General features: G+C 75.0%; 19 protein-coding genes. 10 read left to right on the top strand and 9 right to left on the bottom strand.

The window, feature by feature from the left end; all coding sequences use genetic code 11:
• Positions 1–34: 34 nt before the first annotated feature.
• From ACQRUO_RS24455 to ACQRUO_RS24445, 3 genes are all read right to left on the bottom strand, one after another.
• Positions 35–1,516, bottom strand: a complete 1,482-nt coding sequence (locus ACQRUO_RS24455) for a DHA2 family efflux MFS transporter permease subunit (protein ID WP_428318196.1) — start codon at positions 1,514–1,516, stop codon at positions 35–37.
• A 138-nt stretch (positions 1,517–1,654) separates the two neighbouring features.
• The gene (locus ACQRUO_RS24450; protein WP_428318195.1) at positions 1,655–2,293 is read right to left on the bottom strand and encodes a TetR/AcrR family transcriptional regulator; all 639 of its coding nucleotides are present in this window, start codon (positions 2,291–2,293) and stop codon (positions 1,655–1,657) included.
• A 103-nt stretch (positions 2,294–2,396) separates the two neighbouring features.
• Positions 2,397–3,239 carry a helix-turn-helix transcriptional regulator gene (locus tag ACQRUO_RS24445; protein WP_428318194.1) on the bottom strand — a complete coding sequence of 281 codons (843 nt, stop codon included), beginning with the start codon at positions 3,237–3,239 and terminating at the stop codon, positions 2,397–2,399.
• 185 nt (positions 3,240–3,424) lie between these two features.
• Here ACQRUO_RS24445 and ACQRUO_RS24440 point away from each other — a divergent pair, with 185 nt between their 5' ends.
• The 3 genes from ACQRUO_RS24440 (at position 3,425) to ACQRUO_RS24430 (ending at position 8,977) form a co-directional block, all read left to right on the top strand.
• Entirely contained in the window at positions 3,425–4,609 is a 1,185-nt protein-coding gene (locus tag ACQRUO_RS24440) for an MFS transporter (RefSeq protein WP_428318193.1), read from the top strand.
• 127 nt (positions 4,610–4,736) lie between these two features.
• Positions 4,737–6,791 (top strand): beta-galactosidase, encoded by a 2,055-nt coding sequence (locus ACQRUO_RS24435; protein ID WP_428318192.1) that lies wholly within the window; start codon positions 4,737–4,739, stop codon positions 6,789–6,791.
• Positions 6,788–8,977 (top strand): MGH1-like glycoside hydrolase domain-containing protein, encoded by a 2,190-nt coding sequence (locus ACQRUO_RS24430; protein ID WP_428318191.1) that lies wholly within the window; start codon positions 6,788–6,790, stop codon positions 8,975–8,977. Before ACQRUO_RS24435 ends, ACQRUO_RS24430 begins: the two co-directional genes overlap by 4 nt.
• Before the next feature lie 52 nt (positions 8,978–9,029).
• On the opposite strand, the gene ACQRUO_RS24425 is transcribed toward ACQRUO_RS24430, so the two are convergent.
• Both ACQRUO_RS24425 and ACQRUO_RS24420 read right to left on the bottom strand, forming a co-directional pair.
• Positions 9,030–9,338, bottom strand: coding sequence for a barstar family protein (locus ACQRUO_RS24425; protein ID WP_428318190.1), 309 nt, complete (start codon positions 9,336–9,338; stop codon positions 9,030–9,032).
• A gap of 10 nt (positions 9,339–9,348) precedes the next feature.
• Positions 9,349–9,786, bottom strand: coding sequence for a VOC family protein (locus ACQRUO_RS24420; RefSeq protein WP_428318189.1), 438 nt, complete (start codon positions 9,784–9,786; stop codon positions 9,349–9,351).
• Between the two features lie 168 nt (positions 9,787–9,954).
• Between ACQRUO_RS24420 and ACQRUO_RS24415 the strand changes: the two genes are divergently transcribed.
• Positions 9,955–10,443 carry an N-acetyltransferase family protein gene (locus tag ACQRUO_RS24415; RefSeq protein WP_428318188.1) on the top strand — a complete coding sequence of 163 codons (489 nt, stop codon included), beginning with the start codon at positions 9,955–9,957 and terminating at the stop codon, positions 10,441–10,443.
• A 27-nt stretch (positions 10,444–10,470) separates the two neighbouring features.
• Here ACQRUO_RS24415 and ACQRUO_RS24410 read toward each other — a convergent pair whose 3' ends face one another.
• Positions 10,471–13,935: a WD40 repeat domain-containing serine/threonine protein kinase gene (locus tag ACQRUO_RS24410; protein ID WP_428318187.1), complete on the bottom strand. Its 3,465-nt coding sequence runs from the start codon at positions 13,933–13,935 to the stop codon at positions 10,471–10,473.
• Between the two features lie 387 nt (positions 13,936–14,322).
• On the opposite strand from ACQRUO_RS24410, the gene ACQRUO_RS24405 reads away from it, so the two are divergent.
• The 3 genes from ACQRUO_RS24405 to ACQRUO_RS24395 all read left to right on the top strand — a co-directional run bounded on the left by ACQRUO_RS24405 (position 14,323) and on the right by ACQRUO_RS24395 (position 16,992).
• Positions 14,323–15,063: a dienelactone hydrolase family protein gene (locus ACQRUO_RS24405; RefSeq protein WP_428318186.1), complete on the top strand. Its 741-nt coding sequence runs from the start codon at positions 14,323–14,325 to the stop codon at positions 15,061–15,063.
• A gap of 144 nt (positions 15,064–15,207) precedes the next feature.
• A complete protein-coding gene (locus ACQRUO_RS24400) occupies positions 15,208–15,912 on the top strand; it encodes a sigma-70 family RNA polymerase sigma factor (RefSeq protein WP_428318185.1) in 705 nt (234 codons plus the stop codon).
• Positions 15,913–15,942: 30 nt separating this feature from the next.
• Positions 15,943–16,992, top strand: coding sequence for a hypothetical protein (locus ACQRUO_RS24395; protein ID WP_428318184.1), 1,050 nt, complete (start codon positions 15,943–15,945; stop codon positions 16,990–16,992).
• Between the two features lie 149 nt (positions 16,993–17,141).
• Here ACQRUO_RS24395 and ACQRUO_RS24390 read toward each other — a convergent pair whose 3' ends face one another.
• Positions 17,142–17,909, bottom strand: a complete 768-nt coding sequence (locus ACQRUO_RS24390) for a glycerophosphodiester phosphodiesterase (protein ID WP_428318183.1) — start codon at positions 17,907–17,909, stop codon at positions 17,142–17,144.
• Between the two features lie 60 nt (positions 17,910–17,969).
• Here ACQRUO_RS24390 and ACQRUO_RS24385 point away from each other — a divergent pair, with 60 nt between their 5' ends.
• Positions 17,970–18,545, top strand: a complete 576-nt coding sequence (locus ACQRUO_RS24385; RefSeq protein ID WP_428318182.1) for a TetR/AcrR family transcriptional regulator — start codon at positions 17,970–17,972, stop codon at positions 18,543–18,545.
• A 73-nt stretch (positions 18,546–18,618) separates the two neighbouring features.
• Complete coding sequence (locus tag ACQRUO_RS24380) at positions 18,619–18,750, top strand: hypothetical protein (RefSeq protein ID WP_428318181.1); 132 nt, start codon at positions 18,619–18,621, stop codon at positions 18,748–18,750.
• A 6-nt stretch (positions 18,751–18,756) separates the two neighbouring features.
• Here ACQRUO_RS24380 and ACQRUO_RS24375 read toward each other — a convergent pair whose 3' ends face one another.
• Positions 18,757–20,007, bottom strand: coding sequence for a hypothetical protein (locus ACQRUO_RS24375; RefSeq protein WP_428318180.1), 1,251 nt, complete (start codon positions 20,005–20,007; stop codon positions 18,757–18,759).
• A gap of 57 nt (positions 20,008–20,064) precedes the next feature.
• Positions 20,065–22,614 (bottom strand): CHAT domain-containing protein, encoded by a 2,550-nt coding sequence (locus ACQRUO_RS24370; protein ID WP_428318179.1) that lies wholly within the window; start codon positions 22,612–22,614, stop codon positions 20,065–20,067.
• Between the two features lie 336 nt (positions 22,615–22,950).
• Between ACQRUO_RS24370 and ACQRUO_RS24365 the strand changes: the two genes are divergently transcribed.
• Positions 22,951–23,691 carry a ricin-type beta-trefoil lectin domain protein gene (locus tag ACQRUO_RS24365; protein ID WP_428318178.1) on the top strand — a complete coding sequence of 247 codons (741 nt, stop codon included), beginning with the start codon at positions 22,951–22,953 and terminating at the stop codon, positions 23,689–23,691.
• Positions 23,692–23,792: the final 101 nt, after the last annotated feature.

Here is a 23,792-nt window from a genome sequence, read left to right as displayed (position 1 = left end):
GGAGTGGGGGCGCGGCCGGCGCGCCCCCACGGCCTCAGGAGCCCACCGCGGCCCGGGGCTCCGCTCCCGGCCGACCGCTGCTCCCGACCGCGACGGCCCCGGCGGAGGCGTCGGCTGCGTCCGCCGCTTCCGCCGCATCGGCCGGGACGGTCGCGCTGCGGCGCGGGGCGGCGAGCACCGACAGGGCCGCGATGCCGAGGACCGAGGCACCCACCCAGAGCGCCGGGACCAGGCCGTCGACGAAGCGCTGGGGGCTGCTGTAGTCGCCGTGCGCGGTGAAGACCGCGGTGAGGACGGCGACCCCGAGCGCGCCGCCCACCTCCCGCAGGGCGTTGTTGACACCGGACGCCACGCCCTGCTCCTGCGCCCGCACCGAGCCCATCAGCACCGTGGCGACCGGCGCGAAGAAGAGCGCCATGCCGACCCCGGACAGCACCAGGCCCGGCACCTGTGCCGCGTAGCTGACGTGGGCGGTGGCCACCGCCGCGAACCACCACAGGCCGGCCGCCTGCAGGGCCAGGCCGGCGGCGATGATGTTCCGCCCGCCGATCCGGTCCGCCAGCAGGCCGGCCACCGGGGCGACCAGCATCGGCATGCCGGTCCACGGGAGCATCCGGACGCCGGCCTCCATCGGGCTGTAGCCCTGGCCCGCCTGGAGGAACTGGCTCAGCAGGAAGATCGCGCCGAACATCCCGACGGACATCAGCGTGGTGGCGACGTTGACCGCCGAGAACGCCCGGCTGCGGAACAGCCGCAGCGGTACCGCCGGGGCCGAGGTGCGCCGCTCCCAGGCAAGGAAGCCGGCGAGCAGGACACCGCCGCCGATCAGGCCGGCCAGGACCGGGCCGCTGGTCCAGCCGTCGTCGTTGCCCCGGATGACGGCGTAGACGATGCCGAAGAGACCGGCGCTGGCCAGCGCGGTGCCGGGGATGTCGAGGCGGCGGTTGGGGCCGTGGCTCTCGGTCAGCCGCAGCCGGGCCAGCGGCAGCAGCGCGAGGCCGATCGGGACGTTCAGCGCGAAGATCCACTGCCAGGACAGGTGCTCGACCACGGTCCCGCCGATCAGCGGGCCCATCGCCACGGCCATGCCGTTGACCGCACCCCAGGCGCCGAACGCCAGCCCGCGCCTGGCCGGCGGGACCGCCGCGGTGAGCAGGGTGAGGCTGACCGGGGTGAGCAGCGCGGCACCGACCCCCTGGACCGCCCGGGCCGCGATCAGGGCGTCGATGCTCGGGGCCAGCGCGGCCGCGAGGGAGGCGAGGGTGAAGACGCCCAGGCCCAGGGTGAACATCCGGCGGCGGCCGAAGCGGTCGCCGAGTGCCGCGCCGAGCAGCAGCAGGACGGCGAAGGTGAGGGTGTAGGCGTTGACGGTCCATTCGAGGTCGCTGATGCCGCCGCCCAGGTGGCGGCGGATGGCGGTGAGTGCGGTGGTGACGACCAGGTTGTCCAGCGCGGCCATGAATCCGGCCGTGCTGGTGATCACGAAGGCCCAGATCGCCGGGCTGCCTCTGCGCATGACGGGAACTCCTGGTGAGCGGGTGGTCGGGCGGACGAAGTGCTGGATGGTGCCGACGTACTGGATAGTGAGTGGTCAATAACTTTCGTGGCCATGAGAGCGCGCTGCCGAGCGCGCCGGTGGCCCGGCCCGGCCGCGTTACTGCGGCGCGCCGGCCGGTCCGGGGTGTTGCCGGGTGGGGCCGTCAGCGCCGGCTGCACCGCCGCCGGCGCGGTCGTCGCAGTCCTCGCTGCGCAGCCCGTCCCAGATCCGGTGCTCCGGCGGGAAGCCCATCGCGAGCAGGGTGTTGATCAGCATGCCGCAGGCGAAGAACTCGGTGACCTCCTGCGTGGTCATCCCGCCGGCCACCCGCACGGAGTCCCAGAGGTCGAGGTACATCTCGCGCACCGCCTCCCCCACCTCCGTGTCCCCCTGGGACTCGGCGGCGGCGGTGGAGACGTACATCTGGATCTGCAGCAGCAGCTTGCTGCGGTCGGTCACCAGGCCGAGGTAGGCGTCCCCCATGGCCTTGACCCGGCTCTCGCGGTCCTCGAGCCCCTCGACCGCCTCGAGGAAGGTCGCCTTGACGTCCTGCATGCACCGGCGCACCGCCGCCTCGAACAGCGCGCGCTTGCTCGGGAAGAGCCGGAACAGGTAGGGCTGCGAGACGCCGACCCGGTCGGCGATCGCCTGGGTCGAGGTGCCGTTGTAGCCGCGCTCGGCGAACTCGATGGTCGCCGCCCGCAGGACGCTCTCGCGCCGCTCCTCCGCTGACATCCGCATGCTGGTCCTGGCCATGTTTCAAAGTTATTGACCAATTACTAACCATGTCAAGGGCCCCCGGCCGGCCCGGCGGAACGACCGGGCCGCCGACTGGGCCGCGCAGGCCTGCCGCGGTCGCTCAGCGGGCCGAAGCGGCCAGGTCCACGGCCCGGCGGGTGGTCGGGTCGGCCGGGTGGCGCACGACCAGGTGGAGGTCGGGGTCCTCGGCGGCGATCAGTTTGGCCTGGCGGAAGGTGAGCGGACCGAGCCGCGGGTGGTCGAAGCGCTTGAGCGCCGGGGTGAAGCCGGCCACGTCGTGGCGTGCCCAGCGGGCGGGGAAGCCGGGGTCGGCGCCGGACACGTCCGCGACCACCTCGGCGAACCGCGGGTCCCCGGGGTGGCGGTCGGCGGAGGCGCGGAACTGCGCCAGCACCGCCCAGGACTCGGCCTCCCAGTCCTTCAGCACGGTGCGCATGGGCTGCCAACCGAAGTAGAGCCAGATCATGTTGCGGCGCTCGGGCGGCAGCTCGTCGAGGCCGCCGTAGATGGCCGCCTCCGCCTCGTTGTGGGCGAGGATGTCCCAGTGCCGGTCCAGCAGGCAGGCCGGGGTCGGGGCCAGCGCGGCGACGGTGGCGCGCAGGTGGTCCCCGACCGCGGGACAGCCCTCGGCCACCGGGCGCGGCGCGGCGTCGCTCTCGCCGGCGAGCACGAAGAGGTGGCGCCGCTCGGCCGCGGTCAGCCGCAGGGTGGTGGCCAGCGCGTCCAGGACCTGGCCGGAGGCCGCGATCGGGCGCCCCTGCTCCAACCACGAGTACCAGGACAGGCTCACCCCCGACAGCTGCGCCACCTCCTCGCGGCGCAGCCCGGGCGTCCGGCGCCGGGGGCCGCCGGTCAGACCGACCTCGGCCGGGGTCAGGCGTTCCCGCCGGGAGCGCAGGAATCCGCCGAGCGCCGCGCGGCGCTGTGCTTCACGATCATCCATGGTGGCCCCAGACTATGACCGCCCGGGCCGTGGCCCCCAGGCTGCGCCCCCGACCGTGCCCTCGACCGTGCCCCTGAGACGTGCCCCCGCAGGAGCGGTGACCGCAGCCTGTTACTGCCGCTCCCAGGATGATCCGTCACCGCCTGGCAGCCGGGACGGCCCCGCGACGCGCCGATGATGTGATCATGTTGATGCCCACGCGGTCGGCCGAATCGGCCGCCCTCCCCGAGACCCGGGTGCCGCTCCCGCTCACCGCCGCCGCCTTCACCGCCAACTTCGACCGGTTCGCCATCGGCCCGATCCTGGTCACCGTCGCCGCCGTGCTGCGCGTCCCGCTGACCGCCACGGTCGCCCTGGCCGGCGGCTACGCCCTCGCCTACGGTCTGTCGCAGCCGCTCTGGGGCGTGTTGTCCGACCGGATCGGGCGGCTGCGCGTGGTCCGCACCGCCCTGACGCTGGCCGCGCTCGCCGGCCTGGCCTCGGCGCTGGCGCCGAACCTGGCGACGCTCGCCGTGCTGCGCATCCTGGCCGGCTTCGCCTTCGGCGCGGTGGTGCCCTCCTCGCTGAGCTTCGTCGGCGACGCCGTCGCCCCGGCGCGGCGGCAGGGTGCGCTCGCCGACCTGATGGCGGCGCTCGGCCTCGGCAGCGGTCTGGCCGCCCTGTTCGCCGGTACGGTCGCCGACTGGCTGAGCTGGCGGCTGGTGTTCGCGGTGCCGGCGATCGCGGCCGCAACGGCCGCGATCGGGCTGCGCGGTGCCGCCGAGCCGCAGCGCGCGCCGGTCGGCAGCCTGGCCGGGCAGGTCGGGGCCGTCCTGCGCTCCCGGTTCGCCCACCTGGTCACCGCGTTGGGCGTGGTCGAGGGCGCCGTGCTGCTCGGCGGCCTGACCTTCGTGGCCCCGGCGCTGCAGCACCAGGGGCTCTCCGAGGCCGCGGCCGGCGCGATCACCGCGCTGTACGGCGCGGGGACCCTGGTCTTCACCCGCGCCGTCAAGGCGCTGGTGCACCGCATCCCACCGCACGGGCTGGCCGCGATCGGCGGCGCCTTCGTGACGGTCGGCTACGCGGCCGCGGCCGCGGCGCCCGGGGTGGCGACCTACGCGCTGGTGGCCGTGCTGCTGGGCGCCGGCTGGGCGTTCCTGCACTCGACGCTCCAGGCCTGGGCGACGTCGGTGGTGCCCGAGGCGCGCGGGACGGCGGTCTCGCTGTACGTCGCCGCACTCTTCGTCGGCAGCGCCCTCGGTGCCGCCCTCGGCGGCGGCGCGGCCGCCCATGGACGGTTCGGGGAGATCTTCGGCGTGGCCGCCGCCGCGACGGTGCCGCTGACGGCTGCCGTGGTCCTCGGCCGACGGCGCTTCACCGCCCGGGGCTAGCAACGGGATTCAGCGCCGACCGGTTCCCAGAGCCGCGCTCGCCACCTAGCATGTGACATGTACAACCTCAGCACGCACGGTCGCGGCCGGCCCTGCCCGGTGGCGGGTCGAAGGGATGACCGCGCGCATGGACTCGCTCACCCGCGTCCCGGGTCTGCTGTACGGCGGGGACTGGAACCCGGAGCAGTGGCCCGAGGAGGTCTGGGCCGAGGACGTGAAGCTGATGACGGAGGCCGGGGTCAACCTGGTCACCGTCGGCGTCTTCGCCTGGGCCCGGCTGCAACCCGACGCTGACAGCTGGGACTTCGGCTGGCTGGACCGGCTGCTGGCGCTCTGCCACGCGCACGGCATCGCCGTCGACCTGGCCACCGCCACCGCCTCGCCGCCCGCCTGGCTGGTCCGCGCCCACCCGCAGGTGCTGCCGCGCACCGCGGACGGGGTGCGGCTGGAGTTCGGCTCGCGCCAGCACTACTGCCCCTCCTCCCCCGCGTACCGGGCCGCCGCCGTCCGGCTCACCCGGGCCCTGGCCGAGCGGTACCGCGACCACCCGGCGCTGGCGCTGTGGCACGTCCACAACGAGTACGGCGACCACGTCGCGGAGTGCTTCTGCGCGCGGTCCGCCGCCGACTTCCGCCGCTGGCTGCGCGAGCGCTACGACGGGAGCGTCGCCGAGCTCAACCGCTGCTGGGGCACGGCCTGCTGGTCGCAGCAGTATCGCGGGTTCGAGGAGATCGAGCCGCCGCGCACCGCACCGGGGCCGGCCAACCCGACCCAGCTGCTGGACTGGCGGCGGTTCTGCTCGGACGCGCTGCTGGCGCTGTACCGGGCCGAGCGGGCCGTCCTCGACGGGGTCTCGCCCGGGGTGCCGGTCACCACCAACTTCATGTCGATGGCCAAGTCGCTGGACTACTGGGAGTGGAGCCGCCACCAGGACCTGGTCTCCGACGACGCCTACCCCGACCCGGCCGACCCGCACGCCCACGTCCACGCGGCCCTGGGCTACGACCTGATGCGCTCGCTCGGCGGCGGGCGGCCCTGGCTGCTGATGGAGCAGGCGCCGTCCGCCGTCAGCTGGCGGCCGGTCAACCTGCCCAAGCGCCCGGGACTGTACCGGCTCTGGTCGCTGCAGGCGCTGGCCCGGGGCGCCGACGGGGTGCTGCACTTCCAGTGGCGGGCCGCGGTCGCCGGGGCCGAGAAGTTCCACAGCGCGATGCTGCCGCACCGGGGCACCGCCGCGCGCGGCTGGCGGCAGACCCTGCGCCTGGGGGCCGAACTGCGCCGGCTGGGCGAGATCGCGGGCAGCCGGCTGCACGGGCAGGCGGCCGTACTGCTCGACTGGGAGAGCTGGTGGGCGCTGGAACTGGACGACCACCCCTCCGCCCGGATGCGCTGGCCCGAGCTGCTCCGGCCCTGGTACTCGGCACTGCACGAGCGCGGCATCACCGTCGACTTCGTCCCGCCCACCGGCGACCTCGACCGCTACCCGCTGGTGCTGGCGCCCAACCTCTACCTGGTCGAGCCGGCCACCGCCGACCGGCTCGCCGCCTTCGTGCGGGCGGGCGGGCAGCTGGTCTGCGGACCGTTCAGCGGGATCGTCGACCGCCACGACCACATCCACCCCGGCGGACCACCCGGTCCGCTGCGCCCGCTGCTCGGCCTGGTCGTGGACGAGCCCTGGCCGATCCCGGACGGCACGGCGACCGTCGTGCGCCTGAGAGAGGCCCCAGGTCCGCAGGAGCTGCGGGCGGTGTCCTGGAGCGAGTGGCTCGAGCTGGAAGGCGCCGAGGCGCTCGCGCACTACGACAGCGGCGAGCTGGCCGGTCGGCCGGCCGTCACCCGGCACCGGCACGGCGCCGGCAGCGCCTGGTACCTGGGCTGCCACCTCGGCGCGGACGTGGGGCGGGTGCTCGACCCGGCGCTCGCCGCGGCCGGGGTGGTCCCGCAGCTGCCGGGCCTGCCGGCCGGCGTCGAGGCCACCTGCCGCCTGGCTGCCGACGGCACCGGCTACCTGTTCCTGCTCAACCACGGCTCCGCCGAGTGCCGCCTCCCGCCGGTGGCGGGGACCGACCTGCTGACCGGTGCGGAGCTCGGCGCCGGCTTCACGCTCGCCCCGCTGGGCGCCGTGGTCGCCCGGCTCTCCCCCGCCACCACCTTGCCCACCACCGACGAGGAGCACGTGTGACCCCGCTGACCCGCCGTCACTTCCTGGCCGCCACCGGAGCCGCCTGCACCGTGGCCGGCCTGGCCGCCCCGGCCGGCGCCGCCGCCGGGGCCGCCGGGCCCGAGGCCGAGGTCGACCCGGGCGACCAGCAGTGGGCCGACGTGCTGGACCTGCACGGCACCCCCGCGCAGGCCTACCCCGGCGACGCCGACGACAACAACCCGATCAACGTCTTCGCCGACCTCGGCGCCTGGCACGCCTACGCGCTGCCGCGCCCGCAGGACCCGCTCGGCGGCTTCACCGGCCCGCTGTACCTGGCCCAGGAGTACCCGTGGTGGCTCAGCGACGGCCTCACCCGCCTGACCGTGGCCGAACAGGGCCGGGTCCTGGACCTCACCGCCAGCGGCGCCCCACAACTCCACTGCCTGCCGGGCCGGTTGTGGCAGCGCTACGACCTGGGCGAGCGGCTCGCCCTCACCCTGGAGCTGTGCTTCGCCGGCAACCGCACCGCGCTGCTGCGGGCCGACCTGACCAACGGCGGCGCGAGCGAGCGCACCCTCACCGTCGCCTGGCAGGGCACGCTGCTGCGCCCGGCCGACGCCCCGCAGCGCGACGCGCCGACGCTGGTCGCCGGCGCGCGCGGCGTGGGCGTCCGGTTCGCCCGGGTGCGGCAGACCTGGGACTACCTCACCGACGGCACCGAACGCTTCGAGGTCCGTCACGCCGACCCGGTCAGCAGCAGCGTGACCGGCGACCGCCACCGCACCGACCTGCTCGACCCGGTGCGCCTGGCCCCGGGCAGCACCCGCTCGCTGGCCTGGACCGAGAGCTACACCTTCACCCCCGCCGAGCACACCCGCGCCGCCGCCGAGGCGGACGCCGCGCTGCGCGCCCCGGACCGGGTCGCAGCGGCGGGCGCCGAGCGCTGGGCCGGCTACCTCGCCCGCGCGACCGCAGGCGTCCCGGCCGCCCGGCACCGCACGGCGGTCAAGTGCGTCCAGACGCTGGTCACCAACTGGCGCAGCCCGGCCGGGCAGATCCGGCACGACGCGATCACGCCCTCGCTCTCCAACAAGTGGTTCAACGGGGTGTGGGCCTGGGACACCTGGAAGCAGGCCGTCGGCACCGCGGCCTTCGCGCCCGACCTGGCCGCCGCGCAGATCCGGGCGATGTTCGACCACCAGGTCGGCCCCGACTCGACCGACCGCCCCGCGGACTCCGGCATGGTCCCGGACTGCATCTTCTACAACGACCCGAGCACCGGCGGCGGCAACTGGAACGAGCGCAACTCCAAGCCCCCGCTGGCCTCCTGGGCCGTCTGGGAGGTCTACCGGCGCAGCGGCGACCGGGCGTTCCTGCGCGAGCTGCTGCCCAAGCTGACCGCCTACCAGCAGTGGTGGTACCGCGACCGGGACCACGCCGGCGAGGGCCTGTGCGAGTACGGCGCCACCGTGGACCCCGGCAACGCCACCCCGGAGGACTGCCGCCAGGCCGCCGCCTGGGAGTCCGGCATGGACAACGCCCCGCGCTTCGACGCGGCCCTGGGCGCGGGCGTGGTCGCCAACCGCGGCGCGGACGGTGCGCTGCTCGGCTGGTCGCTCACCCAGCGGTCGGTCGACCTGAACGCCTACCAGGCCGCCGACCACCGCCACCTCGCCGCCATCGCGGCCGAGTTGGGCGAGGCGGCAGCGGCCGAGCAGCTGCGTGCCCGGGCCGCGACGATCGACCGGGCCGTCCGCGAGACCATGTTCGACCGGGCCGCCGGCTGGTTCCACGACACCGACCTGAGCACCGGCGCCCGCCTCACCGCCCGTGGCCGCGGCATCGAGGGTGCGATCCCGCTCTGGTCGGGCACCGCCTCGCCGGACCAGGCCCGGGCGGTGCGCGCGCTGCTGCTCGACCCCGGCGAGTTCGGCACCGCGATGCCGTTCCCGACGGTGGCCCGCAGTTCCCCGTCCTTCAACCCGGCCGGCTACTGGCGGGGGCTCGCCTGGGTCGACCAGAGCTACTTCGCGCTGGCGGGCCTGCGCCGGTACGGCTGGACCCAGGACGCCCGCGCGCTGACCGACCGGCTGCTGGCGGCCGCCGAAGGGCTGGGCTCCGACGGGCCGGTGCGGGAGAACTACGACCCGCTGACCGGCGCGGGGCGCAACTCGACCAACTTCAGCTGGTCGGCGGCCCTGCTCCTGCTGCTCCTGCGGGACTGACCGGGCGCTCGCGGGCCGGGCGGCAGGGTCTGCGGCCCGGTCCGAGCGTCCGTCAGAACAGCTCCAGCCTGGCGTGGGTGGCGTCGTCGAAGATCCGCAGCACCACCTTGCCCACCGGATGCTCGGCGGAGAGGAACTCGCTGCGGTCGGCCCGGACCACCAGCACGTCGTGCGAGTCCAGCAGGTCGGAGAACCCGCGGTGCTCGATGATGTCCCACAGCGCGTCCAGGCTGCGGCCCTGCCAGTAGCCCAGCGCCTCGTGGTTGACCGCGACCAGCGCCTCGCGGAACTCCATCAACGACTCGACGCGCCGACCGCGCACGTCGACCAGCAACTCGGTCCTGCCCACGGATTCGTCCACGGGGGCGAGCCTACGCCCCCGGCGCGGTGTCCGGGGACCCCGGGAGGTTCAACTGCCAGGAGACGCCGAAGCGGTCGTTCACCCAGCCGAACCTGGCGCTGAAGCCGTAGGAACCGACCGGCATCAGCGCCTGTCCGCCCTCGGCGAGCTGCCCGTAGAGGCGGTCGAGCTCCGCCGCGCTGTCGCACTGGACGTACAGCGACATCGCCGGGGTGAAGCCGAACTCGTGCTCGGCCGGGCTGTCGATGCACAGGAACGGCTGCCCGGCGAGCCGGAAGGAGGCCTGCCGGACCGTCCCCTCGGGTCCGGTGTCGCCCGGGCCGTAGCGGTCGAGGGCCACCACCTCGGAGTCGTCGAAGAGCGAGGTGTAGAAGCGCATCGCCTCCTCGGCCCGCCCCTCGAACATCAGGAACGTGGTGATCTTGTGCGGTGTCGTCAAGCCGGCCATGGGGATCTTGCACCTTCCGGTGTCGTCGCGCAGCGGGAACCCTGACCCTCAGCGTCTACACCTTCCGGCCGCCGCAGGCGAATGGGCTCGCCCGCCCGAACCCGGGAAGGCGAGCCCTCGGGGGAAATGCGCTGGCGGCCGCGCGACCGCCGGCGGCATCCTGTCCGGATGCTGATCAGAGAAGCCACGCCCGAGGACTGGCCCGCCATCTGGCCGTTCTTCCACGAGATCATCGCTGCGGGCGAGACCTTCACCTACCCGGTCGACCTCGATGCGGAGCGAGGCCGCGAGTGGTGGCTGCTGCCGGCCCCGAACCGGACGGTGGTCGCCGTCGACGAGGCCGGCACGGTCCTGGGCACGGCGAAGATGAACAACAACCACCTGGGCAACGCCTCGCACATCGCGAGTGCCAGCTACCTGGTCGACCCGGCGCACGCCGGGCGCGGCGTGGGCCGGGCGCTGTGCGAGTACACCTTGGCGTGGGCGCGCGAGTCCGGCTTCCGGGCGATGCAGTTCAACGCGGTCGTCGAGACGAACGTACGCGCGGTGCGGCTCTACCGCTCCCTCGGCTTCGAGGTGCTGGGCACGCTACCGGAGGGCTTCCGGCACCCGACCGAGGGGTACGTCGGGCTGCACATCCTGCACCGCGCCCTCTGAGCCGCCGGGTTCGGGCCGGGTCGGCGGTCAGGGCGTGGCGGCGAGCTCCCAGTCCAGCTCCCACAGCCGCAGGGTGCCGTCCGAGCCGCCGGAGAGCAGGAACCGCGCGTCCGGGGTGAGGTCCAGGCTCCACACGTGACCGGTGTGGCCGTCGAGCACCTGTAGGCAGCGGCCGGTGTCCGCGTCCCAGATCCGGACCGCCGCATCCCGACCCCCGGAGAGCGCGAACCGGCCGTCGGGAGTGAGCCGGGCGACCATCGACTCGGCCGGCTGGTCCTCGAAGACGCGCAGCAACTCGCCCGTCGCGGTGTCCCAGAGCCGCAGCGTGCGGTCCCCGTACCGGCCGGCGGAGAGCAGGCGGCTGCCGTCGGCACTCAGGCTGACCGACCCCACCTCGCCGAGCGGGCCGCCGCCCGGGTGGGCGAGGCGCAGCGGCTCGGCGTCCAGGCGGTGCCAGAGCAGCAGTTCACCGCGTTGCCCGCCGCCGACCGCCCGCTGCCCGTCCGCGGCCAGGTGCACCGCGGTCGGGCGCCCGCGCTGACCGGTCAGCACCCGCAGACAGCGGCCGCCCTCCAGGTCCCACAGGCGCAGCGCGCGGTCGCGGCTGATCGCCAGGGCGAGGCGGCCGTCGGCGCTGTAGCTCACCGCCGTCGGGGAGCCGTCCTCGCCGGTGGTCGAGCGGCGGTCGGGCCCGGCGGTGTCGACCCGGCTCAGCAGCCGCCCGGACGCCACCGACCAGACGTGGATCTCGCCGCCGCCGCTGGACACCGCCCGTTGCCCGTCGGCGCTCAGGCCGACGGTGCCCACCAGCGGTTTGGGCAGGTCCGGCAGGCGGCTGCCGGCCGTGAGGTCCCACAGCCGCACCGGCCCGCCGCCGCTGCCGGCCACGCCGACCGTGCCGTCCGCGGAGATCGCCACCGAGTACACGTGCGGGGCGCTCTGCCCCGCCAGCACCCGCACCGGCCAGGCACCGCGCAGCCCGACCCGGACCGTGGCGCCGGCCAGCCCGCGCCAGGCGGCCAGCACCGCCGGCGCCCGCTCGAAGCCGGGGACCGCGCGGGCCCGGGTGAGCAGGTCGAGCGCGGCGGCGTACCGGCGCTCGGCGCTCGCCCGCTCCGCCGCGGCCAGCAGCGCCCGTACCTCGCCGTCGAAGCGGTCCACCTCGGCGTGCCGGCGCGGCCGGCTGAGCTGCAGCGGGGCGCGGTGCCGGACACCCGGCGCCAGGCTCCACCAGCGGGCCGCGTCGTCCTCGCCCACCGACAGCGCCAGGCCGGCGTCGGCGCCGATCAGCGCCCCCGCGACCCGGCCCCGGTGCCCGCGGAAGGTCCGCAGGCAGCGGTGGAGCGCCAGGTCCCACAGCCGCACGGCGCCGTCCTCGCCGCCCGTGACGGCGTAGCGGCTGTTGCCGCTGAGCGCGAGCGCGCGGACCTCGCCGACGGGAGCGGTGACCGTGCGGACGCACCGCCCGTCGCGCAGGTCCCACAGCCGGATGGTCAGCCCGGTCGCGGCGGTGGCCGCGGTGCGACCGTCCGGACTGAGCCAGATCGCGGTCGGGTGGTCGCCGCAGGACAGGTCGAGCCGGCGGTGGCCGGTGTGCAGGTCCCAGAGTTCGATGGTGGCCCGGTCGCGGTTGGCGACCAGGGCCAGGCCGCCGTCCTCGGTCAGCTCGACCAGTCGCAGGTCGTCACCGTCCGGGTCCGGGGCCGGACCGAGTTGCCGCCTGACCTGCCCGCTCGGGAAGTCCCAGACCCAGAGCCGACCTTCGACGACCGCCACCGCGGTGCGGGCACCGGCGTCCAGCCGCACGCACTGGACCCGGTAGAGCCGGCGGGTCCCCGGCGGCGCGAAGCTCCGCAGGCAGCGACCGGCCGTCAGGTCCCAGAACCGCACCTCGTTGTCGGGGCCCGCCGAGACCGCGAAGCGGCCGTCCGCGCTGACGTCGACGCTGCTCAGCCACGAGCTCAGGCCCTCCAGGCTGACCGCGAGCCTGCCCGTGCGCAGGTCCCAGAGCCGGATCGCGCGGACCGGGCCGGTGTTGCTGCCGTACCCCGTCACCGCGTACCGGCCGTCGGGGGTCAGCCGGATGGTCAGCCGGAACGGGCGGTCGAACGGCGGGTGCCAGCCGAGCGTGCGGCTGCCCGCGGCGCGGTGGTCCGGCGCCCGGCCGGCGCGGAGCACCTCGCGGGCGGCGCGGATGTCGGGCTGGGCGGGGTCGTCGGGGTGGGCGGGGTCGTCGGGCTCCGCGGGCCGGCCCGCCTCGTCCCCGTCCCCGTCCCCGTCCAGCAGCGAGCGGGCGGCGTCGAGGTCACCGCGCTCCAACTGGACCTGGGCGAGCAGGTGGCGGGCCTGCCACGGGTCACCGGTGCCGGCCCGCAGCGCGTCGAGGTCCGTCACCAGGTCCTCGTCGGTGATCTCCCCGCGCCGCCACCGGAACAGGCCCCGGTTGTAGGTGGCGTGGAGGTGCCGCGGGTCGGCCGCCAGCGCGGCGGCGAACGCCTGCTCGGCCTCGGCGAGCCGCTGCAGGTCCAGCAGCGACAGCGCCTTGTTGTTGAGCTCGTCGGCCCGCAGGTCGGCGGCGACCGGGGTCGGTCGGGGGTACCGCTCGCCCGTCACCCGCTGGTACACCACGGCCAGTTCGGCCGCCACCTCGGCCGCGGAGCGGGGTCGCCGGGCCGGATCGTGGCTCAGGCAGCGCGCCAGCAGCTCGGCGAGGGCCGCGGGCATGGGCGTCCGGCGCCCCGGGCGGGGATCGGTGCGGTACTGCGCCAGGGCCGCACCCGCGGCCGGGCCGGCGAGCCAGGTCACGGCGCCGGTGTACATCTCCAGCACCGAGGCGGCGAAGCTGTAGACGTCGCTGCTCCGGCCCAGCCGGCCGCCGGTGAACTGCTCCGGCGAGGCGTAGGCCGGCGTCATCCCCCGCGAGGTGGCGAGGCCCTCGGGGCCGCCGGCCGGCGCGCCCGGGCGGGCGGCGGTGCCCGCGGCACTCGACTGGGCCCGGGCCAGCCCGAAGTCGGTGATCTTCGCCGTACCGTCCCGGTCGAGCAGCACGTTGGCCGGCTTCACGTCCTGGTGCACCAGGCCCTGCTCGTGGGCGTGTTGCAGGCCCCAGGCGAACTGGACCGCCAGGTCCAGGATGCGCGCCTGCACCTCCTCGGCCGTACCCCGGTACAGCCGCCGGTCCTGGATGTGCTCGCGCAGGCTGCCGCCGTCGAGGTACTCGGCGAACACCCGTGGGATCCCGTCGATCTCGCGCACGTAGTGGCAGCTGCACACGTGCGGATGCAGCCCCAGCGACACCCAGGTCTCCGCCTCCTCGGTGAACAACTCCCGCGCCCGCGCGGAGCGGACGAGCTCCGGCCGCGGCGACTTCACCGCCAGGTCCGTCCCCCACGTCAGATGCCGGACCCGGTACACCAGCCCCATCGCGCCGGCCGCGTGCACCCGGGTGACCTCGTAACGGTCCTCGATCACGTCACCGACCTGCCAGGTCATGGCCGCCCCCATCGCTCCCGCTCGGTGTTCCGTCGCCGTCCGACACGTCCCGCCCGAATCGTTCCCCGTGGGAAGGACGACCACCGGGCCACGCCCGGTTCGTCGGCGAGTACCCGTACTCGGGCGCGCGCGGGCCACACCGGGCAGGCTCGATCCCCGCGGGCGCAAAATCGCTGGCCCCCGCACCGGCCCAGCGGCTACGCTCGGCGGCGATGACTACCGGGACGGCGTTGCGCCACACACGGATGGGTGACCCGGTGCTCCGCTGAGCACCGGGCGGGCCGGAGCGGGTCCGCGGTTCGAGCGAGGGGCCGGCGCTGCTGCGCGGGGGCCGCCTCCGTCGTGATTGATCACTGGCTTGACACATCAACCACGACTGGAGACCTCATGCCCACCAGCACGCTTCGCATTCCCACCCCCGACGGCCAGGCCGACGCCTTCCCCGACCGTGGCGAGCGGCACCCCGCGGTCCTGCTGTACCCGGACGCCTTCGGCCTGCGGCCCGAACTGGAGGCCAGGGCCCGCGAACTGGCCGCGCACGGGTACTACGTGCTCGTCCCCAACCTCTACTACCGGCACGGCCCGGCGCCGGTGATCGACCTTCCCGCGTACATCGGGGAGGAGATCCGGCCGGCGCTCATCGACCGGTTCCTGCCGTTGGTCCAGGAGCACTCCGCCGAGCGGATCCTGCGCGATGCCGACGCCTACCTCGGGTTCCTCGCCGACCAGCCCGAGGTCGGCGCCGGGCCGGTGGGCGTGATCGGCTACTGCATCGGCGCCGCCCTGGCGATGCGGACCGCGGCGGCCCGGCCCGACCGGGTGGCCGCCCTCGCCGGATTCCACCCCGGCTTCCTGGTCACCGGTGCGCCCGACAGTCCGCACCGGCTGCTCTCCGCGCTCACCGCCGAGGTGCACCTGGGCCTCAGTGAAGGCGACATGTCGCCCACGTCCATCGACGAGCTCCACCAGGCCCTGGATGCCGCGGGGGTCCGCCACAGCACCGAGGTCTACCCCGGCACCCTCCACGGCTACACCATGTCCGACACCGAGGCCTTCAGCCCCTCCGGGCTCGAGCTCCACTGGGACCGGCTGCTCGCCCTGCTGGACCGTACGCTGGCCACCGGCTGAGGCTCCGGCCGGAGCGCCTGGGCTGCCGGTCCCCTCCCCTCTCATCCGACGGTCCGAAAACTCCCGTGATACCTCCGGCCCGGACGCGGCGTCTTCTCCGGTGACGACCGTTCCGCATGCCGCACGACCGACCGGGGGACCCACGTGCACGAGGTGCTCGACTTCGAGGAGTTCGCTGCCTCGCGAGCCCGCAAGCTCTTCCAGATCGCCTATCTGATGTGCGGCGACTGGCACCAGGCGCAGGACCTGGTGCAGGCCACGCTCGGCAAGCTGTTCGCGGTCTGGGGCCGGGTCCGGCCGGGCCGCGGGGTCGTCGACCTGGACGCCTACGCGCGCAAGGTGCTGCTGCGCACCTACCTCTCGCACCGGCGCCTGCGCCGCTCGGGCGAGCTGGCGGTCGCCGACCTGCCGGACCGGCCCGCCGGCGAGCCCGGCGGGGGCCCGGAGCTGCGCCTGACCCTGCTCGCGGCGCTGCGCCGGCTACCGCCGCGCAACCGGGCGGTGGTGGTGCTCCGGTACCTGGAGGACTGGGGCGTGTCTTTCGGATCACGCCGGGCGGTCGCCGCCGGGGCACGCACCTCGACGGCTTCTCGTCAGTCGCCGATGGCCCCCAGCCTTCGGCCGGGAGGTGCCCCCACCGCATGGACTCCTTCCTCGGCGCCGCCGATGCACGCACCCCAACGCCGCCCGCTGATCCGACGTGATCCGAAAGACACGCCCTGCAGCATCGAGGCGGTGGCCGAGGCCCTGGGGACCAGCACGGGCGCGGTCAAGAGCCTGAACACGCGCTCGCTGGCCCGGCTGCGGGAGTTGCTCGGCCAGGACCGCGAAGCGCTCTTCCCGCACTGAGCGCGTACAAGATCACGAGGGGTGAACGCGATGGACATGGATTTCGAGGACGACCCGGATTTCGAGGACGACCTGACCAGGATGCTCCAGCGGAGCGTCGACGAACTCGACCCACCGGTGGCGGTGCTGGTCGCCGAGGGCGACCGGGAGGGCCGCCGGCGCCGGCGGGTGCGGCGGCAACTGCAGGCGGCGGGCGCCGCGCTGACGGTGGCCGCGGTGGTGGCCGGCGGGGTGCTGGTGTCCGGACTCGGCCGCGGGGGTGAGCACCTGACGGTGGCGGCCGCGACCGGCGGCGCGGCGAGGGGCACCGTGAGCGGCACGCCGGCTGCCTCGGCCGCGGGCACGCCGTCCGGTGCGGCCACGCCGTCGAGCGCCGCGAGCCCGTCAGGTGCGGCCACGCCCTCCGGCGCTGCCGCACCCGGCGCCGGCGCGGCGGTGCCCGTCGCCGCCGATCGGGACATCACCTGGCAGGCAATGGTCAAGACCCTCGCCGACCAGCTGCCGCCCGGCGCGAAGTTCAGCGCCGTGAACCCGTTCGGGATCGTCTTCAACACCAACGCCACCTCGCGCTACGCCGAGTTCCGGTACGACGACGGCGCCGGCGCCTCGACCGTCATGCTGTCGATGTCGGTCGCCGCGAACCCGCAGCAGATGCGGAACTGCGCCGACTGGCACGGCGGCAGCGACGAGGGCCCGCGCCGGCCCGGTTACGAGCAGCCGAGCTGCCAGGTGACGCCGCTACCGGACGGCAGCACCATGCTCAGCCTCGTCACCGGCACGGACGGCTACGGCCTGTACGACGAGGAGGTCACCCTCTTCCGCGCGGACGGCCTCACCCTGCAGATCACGGCGGCCAACGCGGTGCTGTCCGACTCCGGCACCTCCGTGCCGCCCGTCACTGTCACCCGCGACCGGCCGCCGGTCGGTCTGCCGGGCTGGCAGGCGATCGCGCAGAGCCCGCAGTGGCAGTTCAAGGTCCCGCAGTCGGTGCTGGACGCGGGCGCCGCCTTCGCCAAGGACATTCCCCGCCTGCCCTGCCCGTCGGGGTACGACCCGGCCAAGTACTGCGACATCGGCTGACGAACCTCGGCTGCTGGACGTCGGCTGGCGCCGCGGCGCAACACGGCAGGGCAGGGCACCACGGCAGGGGGGAAAGAAAAAAAAAACGAAACCCCCCCCCCCCCCCCCCCCCCCCCCCGACCCGTCCCCCTGCTGCCCCTGAATCCGGGTCAGCCGCTCCACTGGCCGCGCTCGGCGAGCACGTCCCGCAGCACGTCGATCCGGTCCGCCATGATGCCGTCGACACCGAGGTCGAGCAGCGCCCGGATCCGCTCGGGCTCGTCCACGGTCCAGACGTGCACCTGCAGTCCGAGCCGGTGCGCGGCGCGGACGAAGGCCCGGTCGACCACCCGGACCCCGCGGTGGCGTTCGGGCACTTGCGCGCAGACCGCCGGCCACGGCGAGCGGCGCCCGGGCAGCAGCGGCCCGGCCAGCGAGCGCAGCCGCAGCGCGAGCACCTCGCGCGGGCTGAGCGAGGTGGCCAGTCGCGGTCCCGCCAGCGCGCGCACGGCGGCCAGCCGGCTGTCGGAGAAGCCGCCGACGCAGACCCGGTCCCAGGCGTTGGTCCGCCGGATCGCCTCGACCAGCGGCGCGACGGCGGGCGCGGCCTTGACGTCGATGTTGACCTGGGCGTCGGGGAACGCGCCGAGCAGGTCCACCAGCAGCGGGATCGGCTCGGTGCCGCCGATCCGGGCCCGGCCGACCTCCGCCCAGGGCAGCTCGGCCACCGCGCCGCTGCGGTCGGTGACCCGGTCCAGGCGGGAGTCGTGGAAGGCCACCAGCACGCCGTCGGAGGTGGCGTGCACGTCGGTCTCCAGGTACCGGTAGCCCAGGGCGACGGCCGCTTCGAACGCGGCGAGCGAGTTCTCCGGCTTGCCGAGGTCGCCCCCGCGGTGGGCGAAGGCGAGCGGCCCCGGGTGGTCGAGGAAGGGGTGCATGAGGAACTCCGGGGCGGGGCGTCGAGCACGGCTCGGGAACGCGTTACAGTATGACGCATCATGTCAAGCAGTAACGCTGAGCGCTCTGTGGACGACGCCATCCTCGACGCGGCGGCCGAGCTGATCGTCCACCTCGGCCCGCGCCGCACCCAGCTGGCCGAGATCGCCCGCCGGGCCGGCGTCAGCCGCCCCACCGTCTACCGGCGGTGGCCGGACGTGCGCGCGATCGTCGGCGCACTGCTGACCCGCGAGATCCTGGCGACCGTGGCCGGCCTCGCCCCCGCCGCGGAGGACCGCGAGTCCTTCGTGGCGGCGGTGGTGGAGACCGCGGTCCGGCTGCGCGACCACGCCGTGCTCGGCAGCCTGCTGCGGTCCGACCCGGACACCCTGGTCGAGTACGTCGTCGAACGGCTCGGCGCCAGCCAGCAGGGGATGATCGACGCGCTGCGCACCGCCATCGAGCGCGGCCAGGCGCACGGCTCGATCCGCCCCGGCCGACCCACCGAACTGGCGGCAATGGTGCTGCTGATCGCCCAGTCCACCGTCCAGTCCCACCGGATGGTCGCTCCGCTGCTCCCGGAACCGGCCTGGCGCCACGAGCTCTCCGCCGCCCTGAACGGCTACCTGAAGCCCTGAGACCCCGAGCAACCGCTGCACGAGCTCCACGCGCTCCACGAGCTGCACGAGGCTGCCGTCACCCGCACCCTGGATGTGCTCCGACGCCACCACCACGCAGCACCGAAAGGCGTCCGTCGAGCTCGCCGACCCGCTGGAGCTGCTGGTCCCCGGCACCGCGGACGACTACCGCCTGACCGCGGCCGGGCGCGCCGCCACCCCGTGAGCAGGCTCAGCGCAGCTGACCGCGCATCACCCGGCCGATCGTGGCCGCCACCTCCGGCGCCTCCCAGTAGGCGGAGTGGGTCCACAGACCGGTGCTGGCCAGGTGACCGACGGGCAGGTCGGTCGGCGCACCGCCGTCGGCGAGGCGGAAGACCCCGGCGGCGCGGAAGGCGAGCACGTCCAGCGGCTCCCAGAGGTTGGTCCAGCGGGCCAGTGAGGCGGGCAGCGCCACCAGGCCGGTCCCGGAGTGCGGGGCCAGCTGGCCGCCGCGCGGGTCGCAGAGGTGGAAGAAGGCGGCCTGGGAGCCGAAGGTCAGCAACTCGGAGGTCCACAGCGGCTGGTCGGCGGTGGCCATGTCCACCGCGATCACCCCGCCGAGGCTGTGCGCGACCACCCGCACCGGGCGCCCGGGCGTGCGGCCGAGCGCCGGGTCCACCGCGTCGACGGCCGCGCGGACCCGGGCGTGGATCGTCGCGCGGTGGCGCTGGTAGACCAGGACGTCGCCGAGGAACCGGGTGGTGCCCGGCCCGAACCTGCTGCGCAGCGCCTGGTTGACCCGGCCCGCCACGGCGGCCAGCGCGGCTCCGGCGACCCGGTCGAGCTCCAGCAGGCGGCGTTCGACGGTCCGGCGCAGCCCGCGCGGCTGCTCGGGCGCGTCGCGCAGCGAGCCGCCGGCCCACCGGTCGGTCGCGGGCTCCGCGGCGCCGGCCTCCTCGGCCAGGTCGGCGAGTGCGGCGGCGGCCTCGGCCAGCAGCTGTGGGTCGGCGATGCTGCTCAGCCACTGCGTCCTGGGCCACGCCTCGTCGATGGCAGCGAGCACGGCGGCGGTGTCCGGCGCGCCGCCGGAGCCGCCGCGCAGGGTGTCCGCGCCGGTCGCCCGGTCGGCCAGTTCCTGCTGCACGGCGGCGTGCAGCACGGCCAGGTTCTCCGCCCGCTGCACGGCGGCGTGCGTCGCGCCGGGCTCGGCGAGCAGGGCGCCCACCAGCTCGGCGGCGGGCGCGGCGCCGGGGACCCCGTCCTCGCGCAACGCCGACGGGCCGGCTCCCCCGGCTGACCACGCCGGGCCCGCCGAGTGCGCCGGGTCGGCCGGCCAGGGCAGCGCGAGTTCGACGAAGCGGTCGTCGGCGCCGAGGTCCCCCCAGTACACCGGCACCAGCTCCACCTGCGCGGCGGCCTGGAGGTCCGCGACGGTGCGGGTGAAGCCGGCGCGGTCGCGGTTGCCGACGCCATGGATGACGAACACGGGGTCCGAGGTCACCAGTTCTTCCTCTCCTTGCTTTCGGGTGCCTGACTAGGGCTGCTCTCGGGTGCCTGACTAGGGCTGTGGAACGACGGGCAGCAGGCTCGCCCCGCCGGCCGCCGGGGCCGGCTCGACCCGGGTGCCCGGGCTGCCGTAGACGGCGTAGGCGAGCCAGGTGGGATCCCCGTCCAGGTCCTTGATCGCCTGCCGGGCGTGCAGCGACGCCGTTCCGAGCGGCAAGCCCTCGCCGATCAGCTGCTGGTAGAAGCGGTCGGCGAAGGCCAGCGCGGTGGCATCGCGGACGGGCCAGAGCGTGCCGACGAAGGCCCCCGCACCGGCCCGCAGGAACTGCGGTGCCCAGCCCAGGCTGTCGCCGAACCACCCGATCTCGCCCGCACTGCGGCAGGCGTTGAAGAACACCAGCGGGCGGCCCGCGCGCAGGCTGCGGCGCTGGACCGCCACGGCGAGGTCGATCGGCTCGAACGTGCCGTCCGCCATCGTCACCGAGGAGCCGGCCCCGGTGAAGGAGTTGTGGCAGGCGAAGTGCAGCAGCCCGGTGTGCCCGTCCTCGATCACCGCGGTCAGCGCGTCGCGTTCGCTCAGCCGGCTCGCCCCCGCCGCGGCCACCCGGAGGCGGTCGGAGACGACCCGGACCTCGCGGTCGGCCGCCGGCGGCGAGCCGGGCGGCAGCACGAAGGCGGCCCCGGGCAGCGAGAGCCGGCGCACCCGGTCCTGCCCGTGCACCCGGCGGACCACGGGCAGCCACTCGGCCAGGAAGCCGCGGTCCTCCGAGCCCTCGTCCACGGGGTAGAGCAGTTCCCACGGCACGGCGTCGTGCTCGCCCAGGACGGTGAACGCCGTGATCCGTTCGGCCTGCTCCCAGAACTGGCGGCGGACCGCCTCCGGCACCGCGGCGGCCCACAACTGCACGCCGAGGCTGCGCAGCCGGTGCCGGCGCTGCCGCAGCGCCTGGGCCGGCAGGTCACCCGCCGCCGCCCGGGCGGTCTCCCGGAGCTCGGCGTAGATCCGCTCCGACGCGCTGTGCGGGTCCCCCGCCGCGTAGCTGAACAGTTCCGGCGCGTACCAGGTCTCGCCGATCAACTGGAAGCCGTAGCTGCCTGGCGCCTGACCGCGGGTCACCTGGAGGGTCACCTCCCCCGGCTCGACGGCCAGGCTGTCCAGCTCTGTCGTGCTGGTCCGCTCCCGTCTCGTCGGGCCGCGGTCGACGACCGAGATCGAGCAGCGGGCCTCGCCGAGGAAGGTGCCGCCGCGGAACGCCCGGACGGTCAGGGCGTGCAGCCCCGGGACCACGGTGCGGAAGCCGAACCGGAGCACGTCGGAGTCCCGGCCGGGCGTCACCCACACCTCCTGCTGGAGGTCCCCGAGCGCCTCCAGCCCGGTGGCCGACACGGTGATGACGACCCGGGCACCGAGCGGCGGCAGCGCGAACGGGCGCAGCGGCGTGCCCTCCCCGTCGGCCACACCCCGGGTGATCTGCACGTGCAGCGGGACCTCACGGCCGAGCGCCGCCTGCTCGGCGAGCTCGACCACGAGGCGACGGGCCTCCACGACCTCGTCGGCGGGCGACTCGGGGGCCGGGCGGGGATAAGGCGGGGCCACGGACGGGACCGCTTGGTAGGCCGCGTCGCCGAACTGCGCGGCAGCGGGGTGGTCGGTGGCCTGCTGCACGGGGGCGGACTGCGGGTACCCGAAGGACACCGGGCCCGGGCCCGGCTGCGGAGCCACCGGTCGCGGAGCCACGGCCTGTTGCTGCGGCGGCGCCCCGGCGTATCCGGTGGGTTGCCGGGCCTGCCGACCAGCGGCCGAGCCGGCCTGCCAGGCGCGGGCGATGCCCTCGCCGACCAGGGCGGCGAGGTCGACGTAGGCCTCGCGGACCTCGGGCCGTACCAGGTCGAGGTCGACCGCGCCCCCGGCAGCCAGGCTCTCGTCGAACGGCACCACGATCACGCCGCGGCAGCGGGCCTGGAACTGCGCGACGACGTCCTCGATCCGCATCGCCTCCCCGGTCCCGCGGGCCCCGGAAACCACCGCGATGCTGCGCCGCACCAGGTCGGCGCGGCCCTGGGCGGAGAGCCGGTCCACGGCGGTGAGGGCTCCGGCAGCGCCGTCGACGCCGGTGGTGGCGACGATGATCAACTGGTCGACCAGGTCGAGCACGGGGCCGTGCAGCGGACCGGTGCCTAAGTCGGTCAGGATGATCGGGTACCGGTGGCCCAGCGCGTCGACCACCCGGCGGTAGTCGACGGCGTCGAAGCCGGTGGGGACCGCCGGGGCGAGGTCGTCGGCCAGGATCTCCAGGCCGGTCCGCCGATCGGTCCGGCCGCGGAGCGTGCCGGCGCCGCGGTCGGCGTCGATCGCGATCACCTTGTCCCGGCGCACGCCGGCCAGGGTCGCGCCGAGCGCGATGGTGGTCGTCGTGGTGCCGGCGCCACCCGTGGGACCCAGCAGCGCGATCCGGTGGCAGCCCGCCACCGGTGTGCGGATGACCCCCAGCTTGCGCCGCCGCTTCGCGTCCGCGAACGACGGACGCAACACCCATGAGCGCCAGCTCAACCGCCGCTCGGACCGTTCGCCGCCGACGGACTGCTCCTGATCACCGCTCAACCCGAAGGTCCCCCCTTCAGCGCCCCGTCATGCTACTCCCCCGGCAGCACGCTTGACCGCATCCTGACATCTCCTCAACTCACCCCGACCGCCGGGGTCCTGGGCCACCGGGTCCCGACGCCTCAGCGCGCGAGGCCGAACGAGCTGACCAACGGGACGCTCCCGCCCGCCACCCACCACCCGCCGGCTCGGCCCGCGAATGAGCTCAGATGAATGCAACTATCACCATCAATCACGCCAGTTGACGCCCTGTCATGGGCGCTGCCATGCTCTGGGCAGCACCAGCGATCGTCCGCACGCACTCCACTCACTCCACCACCGGAAGGGTCATCCCCCATGCGTCGTACCGCCGCTGTCCTGACGACCACGCTGCTGGCCGCCGCCGCAGCCCTCACCGTCCCCGCGGCCGCCCAGGCGGCCCCGACGAGCACCAAGGCCGCCCAGGCCGGCGGCTGCATCGCCTGGACCGCCGGACCCTCGATCTTCGGGACCTGTTCGGGCATCAGCCCCTACCAGATCTGGTACGTGACGGCGACCTGCGACAGCATGCTGAACGGGGTCCCGTTCTCCCGCCCGGCGTTCGGCCCCGAGGCGGTCGGGAACGGGAGCACCTCGGCCGGGTGCAACTTCGGCGACACCATCGTCTTCCCCCACATCGTCTTCGCGGGCACGGTGCCTCCGCCGGTGGCCGGGCCGCAGGGCCAGATCACCGGATACGTGGGCAAGTGCGTCGACGACGCCGGCGCCTCCACCAACAACGGCACCCACATCCAGATCTACGACTGCAACGGCACCAACGCGCAGCACTGGACGGTCGGCGTCGACGGCACGCTGCGCGTGCTCGGCAAGTGCATGGACGTGCAGGGCGGCGGCACCGCCAACCACACCATGGTGCAGCTCTACGACTGCAACGGCACCGGCGCCCAGCAGTGGAAGCCGCAGCCGAACGGCTCGCTGCTCAACCCACAGTCCGGCCGCTGCCTGGACGACCTGGGCTTCGGCACCAACAACGGCAACCAGCTCGGCATCTGGGACTGCAACGGCGCGGCCAACCAGAAGTGGGTGCTCCCCCACTGACGACCGGTCGGCGAAGCCGGCCCTGGGTTGTTTTTTTTTTTCCCCCCCCCCCCCCCCCCCCCCCCCCCCCCCCCCCCCCCCCCCCCCCCCCCCCCCCCCCT

Origin of the sequence: Kitasatospora sp. LaBMicrA B282, assembly GCF_050325825.1 — a bacterium.
Lineage (GTDB): Bacteria > Actinomycetota > Actinomycetes > Streptomycetales > Streptomycetaceae > Kitasatospora.
The sequence above is the reverse complement of the archived record's forward strand: the minus strand, read 5'-3'. Positions and strand labels throughout refer to the sequence as shown.